The 8,173-nt window shown below is 51.7% G+C and carries 9 protein-coding genes; 6 read left to right on the forward strand and 3 right to left on the reverse strand.

The genetic code is table 11. The annotated features are described in order from the left end of the window. Nucleotides 1-562, reverse strand: a 562-nt coding sequence (locus tag FDX03_RS23425; RefSeq protein ID WP_249357066.1) for a nickel/cobalt efflux transporter, incomplete at its 3' end; no start/stop codon positions are given. A 120-nt stretch (nt 563-682) separates the two neighbouring features. Here FDX03_RS23425 and rcnR point away from each other — a divergent pair. Next, nucleotides 683-955 (forward strand): Ni(II)/Co(II)-binding transcriptional repressor RcnR, encoded by a 273-nt coding sequence (gene rcnR, locus FDX03_RS14530; protein ID WP_003825567.1) that lies wholly within the window; start codon nt 683-685, stop codon nt 953-955. A gap of 52 nt (nt 956-1,007) precedes the next feature. Here rcnR and FDX03_RS14535 read toward each other — a convergent pair whose 3' ends face one another. Both FDX03_RS14535 and FDX03_RS14540 read right to left on the reverse strand, forming a co-directional pair. Continuing rightward, nucleotides 1,008-2,237, reverse strand: a complete 1,230-nt coding sequence (locus tag FDX03_RS14535) for an amino acid permease (protein WP_048213124.1) — start codon at nt 2,235-2,237, stop codon at nt 1,008-1,010. Nucleotides 2,238-2,379: 142 nt separating this feature from the next. Next, nucleotides 2,380-2,835 (reverse strand): multidrug/biocide efflux PACE transporter, encoded by a 456-nt coding sequence (locus FDX03_RS14540; protein ID WP_048213123.1) that lies wholly within the window; start codon nt 2,833-2,835, stop codon nt 2,380-2,382. 101 nt (nt 2,836-2,936) lie between these two features. On the opposite strand from FDX03_RS14540, the gene FDX03_RS14545 reads away from it, so the two are divergent. The 5 genes from FDX03_RS14545 to FDX03_RS23430 form a co-directional block, all read left to right on the forward strand. Beyond that, nucleotides 2,937-3,821, forward strand: a complete 885-nt coding sequence (locus tag FDX03_RS14545; RefSeq protein WP_048213122.1) for a LysR family transcriptional regulator — start codon at nt 2,937-2,939, stop codon at nt 3,819-3,821. 102 nt (nt 3,822-3,923) lie between these two features. Continuing rightward, nucleotides 3,924-5,102 (forward strand): acetyl-CoA C-acetyltransferase, encoded by a 1,179-nt coding sequence (locus FDX03_RS14550; RefSeq protein WP_005123390.1) that lies wholly within the window; start codon nt 3,924-3,926, stop codon nt 5,100-5,102. A gap of 470 nt (nt 5,103-5,572) precedes the next feature. Next, entirely contained in the window at nt 5,573-6,409 is an 837-nt protein-coding gene (kduI, locus tag FDX03_RS14555; protein ID WP_137346162.1) for a 5-dehydro-4-deoxy-D-glucuronate isomerase, read from the forward strand. Nucleotides 6,410-6,466: 57 nt separating this feature from the next. Next, nucleotides 6,467-7,228 (forward strand): 2-dehydro-3-deoxy-D-gluconate 5-dehydrogenase KduD, encoded by a 762-nt coding sequence (gene kduD / locus FDX03_RS14560; RefSeq protein WP_003033923.1) that lies wholly within the window; start codon nt 6,467-6,469, stop codon nt 7,226-7,228. Nucleotides 7,229-7,544: 316 nt separating this feature from the next. Next, nucleotides 7,545-8,173, forward strand: a 629-nt coding sequence (locus tag FDX03_RS23430; RefSeq protein WP_249357067.1) for an MFS transporter, incomplete at its 3' end; no start/stop codon positions are given.

The raw sequence follows: 8,173 nt of genomic DNA on the forward strand, positions 1-8,173 counted from the left end.
AAATTTGGCCGTTGGTGACCTCTTTGCCCGCAAAGCGGCGCTGAATATCGGTGGCATGTGCGCGTTCGTGCGCGTCCTGATACTCTTTCGAACCCTCGCTCAGCCCTGCTAACGCGGCATGGTTATGATCGTGGTCATGGTGATGGTGATGATCGTCATCGTGATCATGATGATGGTGATGCCCGTGATCGTGGTCGTGATGCGTCTGGGCCAGCCAGTTCTGCTCTCCCTGCCAGGTTCGCCAGAACATCCAGAATGCGGTCCCGAGAATAATTATCGCCGAGACAAATTGCAGCCAGGGCTCCACGGCCTGGGCTGTAAACGCTTTGCTGATATACATCCCGCCGAGCGCAATCAACCACACCACAGCGGTATGCGACAGGGTAGCCGCCAGCCCCAGCATCACCGCCTGCTTGATAGTCCCCTTTATGGCGATAATAAAGGCCGCCATCATTGTCTTGGAATGCCCCGGTTCCAGACCGTGTAACACGCCCAATAAGATCGCGCTGGGAATGAAAAACCAGGCGTTGCCTTGCTGAAGAAGCGTCGAAAACTCACCCATGAGAATGATTCTTAGTTGTTTTGTTTCACCGGATTCTACTCCCCCCCAGTATCAAATACTACCCCCCAGTAGAATGTCGATGGTATTGTCCCTACAGCCAGACGTTAAAAAGGTAAAGTTATGTCACATACGATCCGCGACAAACAAAAGCTGAAAGCCCGAACCAGTAAGATTCAGGGGCAGGTAGCGGCGTTGAAAACCATGCTGGATGAACCGCATGAATGCGCGGCTGTATTGCAGCAAATAGCGGCGATCCGCGGGGCGGTAAATGGATTAATGCGCGAAGTGATTAAAGGTCATCTGACCGAGCACATTGTGCATCAGGGCGATGAAATAAAGCGTGAAGAGGATTTGGACGTTGTCCTGAAGGTACTGGATTCGTACATTAAGTAAGGCGGAGGGCGGCTCATCCACGCACTGATGAATGAGCCGTTGATAACGTCATTTAGCCAAAAAACATCACGGATACGCACAACAGACCGACAATCAACGTTATCAGGTTACCCACTGAACGGTACGGCTTCAGCGCCGGGATCAGATAGGTAGACAATGTCGGCATGATAAACAGAATCATGGCAATCAGCGGCCCACTGATCGCGTAAATCATTGAAATGGCATTCGGGTTAATGCAGCAGATGATAAACGTGATGCTTGAGACCAACATAATGGACAGGGCGCGGTTAAAGGCCCGGCTTTTCTTCACACCTACCTGATGCAGCGACGTTTTTACAACTTCTGTCGCCCCTTCAATTACGCCAAAGTAGGTGCCGAGGAACGATTTTGACATCGCCACGACGGCAACAATAATCCCGGAGATTGACAGCCAGGCCGGCGCGTTTGGCATCATCGACAGCGCGGAAAGAATGGTCACGCCTTCATTTTTTGCATCCTCGATATAGTTTGTCGGAATCGAAAGCAAACAGCTGAAAACGAAAAACAGCACGCTCAGGCAGATGATGACGTAGGCTACCTTCATGATTTTTTTGCATTTACCCATGGCCTGCTCGCCGTATTTCTCACGTCGATCAATGGCGAACGTGGAGATAATTGGCGTATGGCTAAAAGCGAAAACCATCACGGGAATAGATATCCAAACCTGATGAAGCGTGTGCTGATCGACAGACATCTGGCCGGTGAGTAACGTTGGCTGCCAGCTTCCGGTCAGGTAGAGCGAAAGGAATAAAAAATACGCGATGAGCGGGAACACCAGAAAGCCCATCACCCGGATGGTGGCTTGTCGACCCATCAGAAAAATTAAATTCAGCACCAGTACCACGCCGAGACTTACCAGCATGCGTATGCGTAGATCAATCTCGATATGTTTTGCCAACTGTTCGGTGAGTGAATTGGTTATCGCCACGGCGTAGATCAGCACCACCACAAAGAAGGCAATAAAATAAAGCGTCGTGATCAGGCTGCCTATCTTCTTGCCATAGTAGTGGGTGACCGCGCCGGTGATCCCTTCACCTGCAGAGGTTTTTGATGACAGGATAAACTGGCACAGCGCCTTGTGCGGCCAGTAGGTTAAAGGCCAGGCGACGAGTGCGGTGATAAACAGCACCACCGCGCCTGCAGAACCCAGCTGTATGGGAAGGAAGAGGGTTCCTGCGCCGACGGCAGTCCCATATAGTGCGAAGCTCCAGAGAGTCTCTTCTTTTGACCAAAATTTCGACATTATTTGAACGTATCAACTATAAAATAAACAAAAAGAAGCGCAATTTACCACAAATGAGAGGGGCTGGGGGAGGTGTGAACAAGCGGGCTGGTGAATGGATGAATAGCCGGAATTGAGAAAATTCCGGCTATTGTTTGAATTATCAGGCAGTAACGCGCTGCTGGCGACGCTTCATAACACGCTCGCGTAACGTGTCATATGCCCAGTTATAGAACATAGTGTACGGCAGGAAGAACAGGAAGAAACCTATTTCCAACGTGAATGCCTGAAACAGGCTGACGTTCAGCACATACGCCACGATGCTCACCCCGATCACAATAAAACCACTCTCAAAACCTAACGCGTGGAATGCGCGTACTTTAGCCGTACGTTTCACCAGATGTGACGGCCATAAGCGGTCAAACAGGGCGTTATATATGATATTCCAGATCATTGCTGTCGTTGCCAGCAGAATGGTCAGCCCGCCCATTTCCAGTACCGAGCGCTGCATCAACCATGCGGTGGTTGGTGCGAGAACAGCGGTGGCAATGCCTTCAAAGCAGACGGCATGAAAAATGCGCTCCATTAACGAGCGACGTTGGACTGTATCGTGTTGCATAACCTAAAACCTTCTTTGATGCCCGGATAACGGAATGGTGGAAATTTTATCGTTTTATGTGATATCTAAAAGATAGTATCCATCGATAAAGTAGATAGTTCATGCGTTACTCTCCTGAAGCGTTAACGGCATTTGTAGAGACCGTTTCCTGCGGCTCATTTTCTGCTGCGGCCCGGCGGCTGCGCAAAAGCCAGTCCACCATCAGTACGGCCATTGCGCATCTGGAAGCCGACCTTGGTTTTGCGCTGTTTGACCGTTCATCACGCCAGCCAACGCTGACCGAAGAAGGTAAGCGGGTGCTGGGTTATGTGCAGGCCATTCTGTCAGCGAGCGATCGTCTGGACGAAGCGGCGATTTCGCTGTCGGGTGAAACGGAAGCGCGTTTGACCTTCGTGTTGTCAGATACGCTGCATCCGGATGTGCTGGAAGAACTGATGGTGCAGTTTGACCGTAAGTTTCCCCATACCGAGTTTGAATGTCTGATTGGTGAAGACGAGGACGTGATCGATCTGCTGCAAAAAGGACGTGCTCAGGTGGGATTGATCGAAGCGCGGGAGGATTACCCGACCGACATGGGCGTCACGCGCCTGCCGATGCAAACCTGGATGGGATTATATGTTGCGGCTTCGCATCCGCTGGCGGCGCAGGAAAAACTGCAGTGGGAACAGCTGCATACCTGGCGCGAGCTGCGTCTGAACACCTATCTGGAAAGCCGTACCAACGTGGCGCGCGGCCCTGTGTGGTCTGCTCCCAACTATTTGTTGCTGCTGAGTATGGCGGTTCAGGGATTCGGCTGGTGCGCGCTGCCTTGCGCGCTGGTAGAAGAATTTGCCGCAGAAAAGCCGCTGGTTCCATTGACGCTGCCCGGTTGGCCAAAGGCTATCTCTATCGATCTGTTGTGGAATAAGAAATCCCCGCCAGGCGTGGCGGGAAGTTGGTTGCGCGACCATTTACAGCAGAGTGGCGTTCAGATGACCAATAAATGATACGAATTTCCTTTGTGATAAAAATCACCGTTTTTAAACAACCTTGATAACTCTTTTTAACAATCATCTACTATTGCGGTGTTATTTTGCGCTGAGGTGGTGATGAAAGAGGTTGTGATAGTCGGGGCGTTAAGGACACCGATTGGCTGCTTCCAGGGGACGCTGGCACGCCACTCTGCCGTTGAATTAGGCAGCATGGTAGTCAGGGCGTTACTGGAACGCACGGGCGTGGACGTTCACGCCGTGGATGAAGTGATCCTCGGACAGGTGCTTACCGCAGGTGCCGGGCAGAACCCGGCGCGTCAGTCTGCCATCAATGGCGGGTTGCCTAATACCGTTTCCGCCATCACCATTAACGATGTCTGCGGTTCGGGTCTGAAAGCGCTGCATCTGGCGACCCAGGCTATCCAGTGCGGCGAAGCTGACATTGTGATTGCGGGTGGGCAAGAGAATATGAGCCGCGCCCCGCATGTCCTGACTGACAGTCGCACCGGGGCACAACTGGGTAACAGTCAACTGGTCGACAGCCTGGTGCATGACGGGCTGTGGGATGCTTTCAACGATTATCACATGGGCGTCACTGCAGAAAATTTGGCGCGGGAATATGGTATCAGCCGCGAATTACAGGACGCCTACGCGCTTCATTCGCAGCACAAAGCGCGGATGGCAATTGATGCCGGGCGCTTTAAAGATGAGATTGTGCCGGTAGTGACCCAGCGTAACGGGCAATCCTTTGTGGTGGATACCGACGAGCAGCCGCGCACCGATGCCAGCGCCGAAGGGCTGGCGCGTCTGGATCCTACCTTCGACAGACTCGGTTCGGTCACGGCGGGCAACGCGTCATCTATCAATGATGGCGCTGCCGCGGTGATGATGATGAGCGAAGCCAAAGCGCAGGCGCTGAATTTACCCATACTGGCGCGCATTCGCGCCTTTGCCAGCGTCGGGGTCGACCCTGCGCTCATGGGGATTGCGCCAGTGTATGCGACGCGCCGCTGCCTTGAGCGTGTGGGCTGGCAACTGGCTGATGTTGACCTAATCGAAGCTAACGAAGCCTTTGCCGCGCAGGCGTTATCCGTAGGGAAAATGCTGGAGTGGGATGAACGGCGGGTGAATGTGAACGGTGGGGCCATTGCGCTCGGTCATCCGATTGGCGCATCTGGCTGCCGAATTCTGGTTTCGCTGGTGCATGAAATGGTGAAACGCCGGGCGCACAAAGGACTGGCAACGCTGTGTATCGGCGGCGGTCAGGGGGTGGCGCTCGCTATCGAACGAGATTAACGATCTTACATTTACCGTCTTAAACGCCTTTCTACGTGTTTTCCCTGCACCTGTAAAAAAGCCCTCCAGCAGGAGGGCAAGGCCAGTTACAGAAACATACACTCTAAACACAGTCAACTTATCAAAACATTGTTTCATTTCATGTGATTAACTGCGCACTTTGTTAGAAAAGGTATCTTATCGGCCTATAAACTCGGCTGAATTTTCCATTTTTTATCCCCACCTCTAGTGAATGAATAAATTTATCTTATTGTTATTCAATGATTTTATTTAAACCTATTTCGCTATTTATACGCGCTGGCGTGATCGCACTTACACTTTTGATAATAAGATGCGGAAAAAGTGAAACATCGTTTTAGTTATAATTGAAAACCCGTCCCGGGAGGGATATCATGAACGCATTAGGTAAAACGGAACGGCGTTTTGCTATCGCTCAAGAATTCACGGTCAATTTATCACTGGAGGTAAATGTGGACGTAAGACAAAGCATCCATAGTGCGCATGCGAAAACCCTGGATACCCAGGCGCTGCGTAATGAGTTTTTGGTAGAAGAAGTGTTTGTCGCAGATGAATACACCATGGTCTACAGCCACATCGACCGCATCATTGTTGGCGGCATTATGCCTGTGGGCAAAACCGTCTCTGTGGGTGGTGAAGTTGGCAAACAGCTGGGCGTAACCTACTTCCTGGAGCGTCGTGAGTTAGGCGTGATCAACATCGGCGGCCCGGGCACGATTACCGTTGACGGTCAGTGCTATGAAATTGGTCATCGCGATGCGCTGTATGTCGGTAAAGGGGCAAAAGAAGTTGTTTTTGCAAGCATTGACCCTGCAAAACCCGCCAGGTTCTATTATAACTGCGCGCCGGCACACATGACTTATCCAACCAAAAAAGTGACCCCAGCCGACGTTGCGCCAGTGACGTTGGGTGATGATCTCACGAGTAACCGCCGTACCATCAACAAGTATTTTGTGCCGGACGTACTGGAAACCTGCCAACTGAGCATGGGCCTGACCGAACTGGCGCCGGGCAACCTGTGGAACACCATGCCGTGCCATACCCATGAACGCCGTATGGAAGTCTATTTCTACTTCAATATGGAAGAAGACACCTGTGTCTTCCACATGATGGGGCAGCCTCAGGAAACGCGTCATATTGTGATGCACAACGAGCAGGCGGTGATTTCTCCAAGCTGGTCTATTCACTCCGGCGTCGGCACAAAAGCGTATACGTTCATTTGGGGCATGGTCGGCGAAAACCAGGTCTTTGATGATATGGACCATGTTGCAGTAAAAGATCTGCGCTAGTTGCGGGCGACAGCCGTGCCTGCTGCGGCGGGCATTATAAAAAATTAAGGATTTACAATGATTTTGAATGCATTCTCTCTTGAAGGTAAAGTCGCCGTTGTGACCGGTTGTGACACAGGTTTGGGTCAGGGTATGGCGCTGGGCCTGGCTGAAGCGGGCTGCGATATCGTCGGTATCAATATTGTTGAACCGACAGAAACCATCGAACGCGTGACCGCACTGGGCCGCCGTTTTTTAAGCCTGACCGCCGATCTGCGTCAAATCGATGGTATTCCGGCACTGCTGGAGCGTGCGGTCGCAGAATTCGGTCATATCGACATTCTGGTCAACAACGCCGGTCTTATCCGTCGTGACGATGCTATCGACTTCAGCGAAAAAGACTGGGACGACGTGATGAACCTGAACATTAAGAGCGTGTTCTTCATGTCTCAGGCGGCGGCGAAGCACTTTATCGCGCAGGGTAATGGCGGCAAAATTATCAACATCGCCTCTATGCTCTCCTTCCAGGGCGGCATCCGAGTGCCGTCTTACACCGCGTCTAAAAGCGGCGTAATGGGCGTCACCCGTCTGATGGCCAACGAGTGGGCAAAACATAACATCAACGTCAACGCGATCGCGCCGGGTTATATGGCGACCAATAACACGCAGCAACTGCGTGCTGATGAGCAGCGTAGCGCCGAAATTCTCGATCGTATCCCGGCGGGCCGTTGGGGTCTGCCAAGCGATCTGATGGGGCCAGTAGTGTTCCTGGCGTCCAGCGCATCTGACTACATTAACGGTTATACCGTTGCGGTCGACGGTGGGTGGCTGGCGCGTTAATTTACCGTCCAGCATCAACAAACCCTGCCAATGGCAGGGTTTTTTTTGGTGTTAAGTTATTTTAGTCCATATTCTGTTTATAAATTAATCCATACATAATTATATATGTATGGGTTGGCAATAATTAATACTCTTTAATATCAGTGCATTAAATTTAATTGAGTAATTAGCGATAAATTTTAAAATTGGAATATCCATCACATAACGATGTGGTGCAGCAATTTTATCCATGTTTTTGCCGTTTCCCGCCTGACGCTTCCTGCAAGGGATCCCTTACTTTCATCGACATGGCTTACTCTGTATCTGGCAGGAAAAAATGGTCTCAATTAATCATGAAGCTGCTTTAACACCGCGTACGCAGCGCGATACGCGACGTATGAACTTGTTTGTCTCTATTTCTGCGGCTGTCGCAGGGTTGTTATTCGGCCTGGATATCGGCGTGATTGCCGGGGCGTTGCCTTTCATCACCGATCACTTTGTGTTGACCAGCCGCCTGCAGGAGTGGGTGGTCAGCAGCATGATGCTGGGCGCGGCAATTGGTGCGCTGTTTAACGGTTGGCTGTCATTCCGCCTGGGACGTAAATACAGTCTGATGGCGGGGGCGATCCTTTTCGTCGTCGGATCTCTGGGCTCGGCGTTTGCCTCCAGCGTAGAAATGCTCATTTTTGCCCGCGTGGTACTGGGCGTTGCGGTGGGGATCGCCTCTTACACCGCGCCGCTCTATCTCTCTGAAATGGCGAGCGAGAACGTGCGCGGCAAGATGATCAGCATGTATCAACTGATGGTAACGCTGGGGATCGTACTGGCCTTTTTATCTGATACGGCGTTTAGCTACAGCGGTAACTGGCGCGCTATGCTGGGCGTGCTGGCGCTTCCGGCGGTGTTACTGATTATCCTGGTTGTTTTCCTGCCAAACAGCCCGCGCTGGCTGGCGGAGAAAGGCCG

The sequence above is a fragment of the Citrobacter sp. wls827 genome (assembly GCF_005280875.1).
GTDB lineage: Bacteria > Pseudomonadota > Gammaproteobacteria > Enterobacterales > Enterobacteriaceae > Citrobacter > Citrobacter youngae.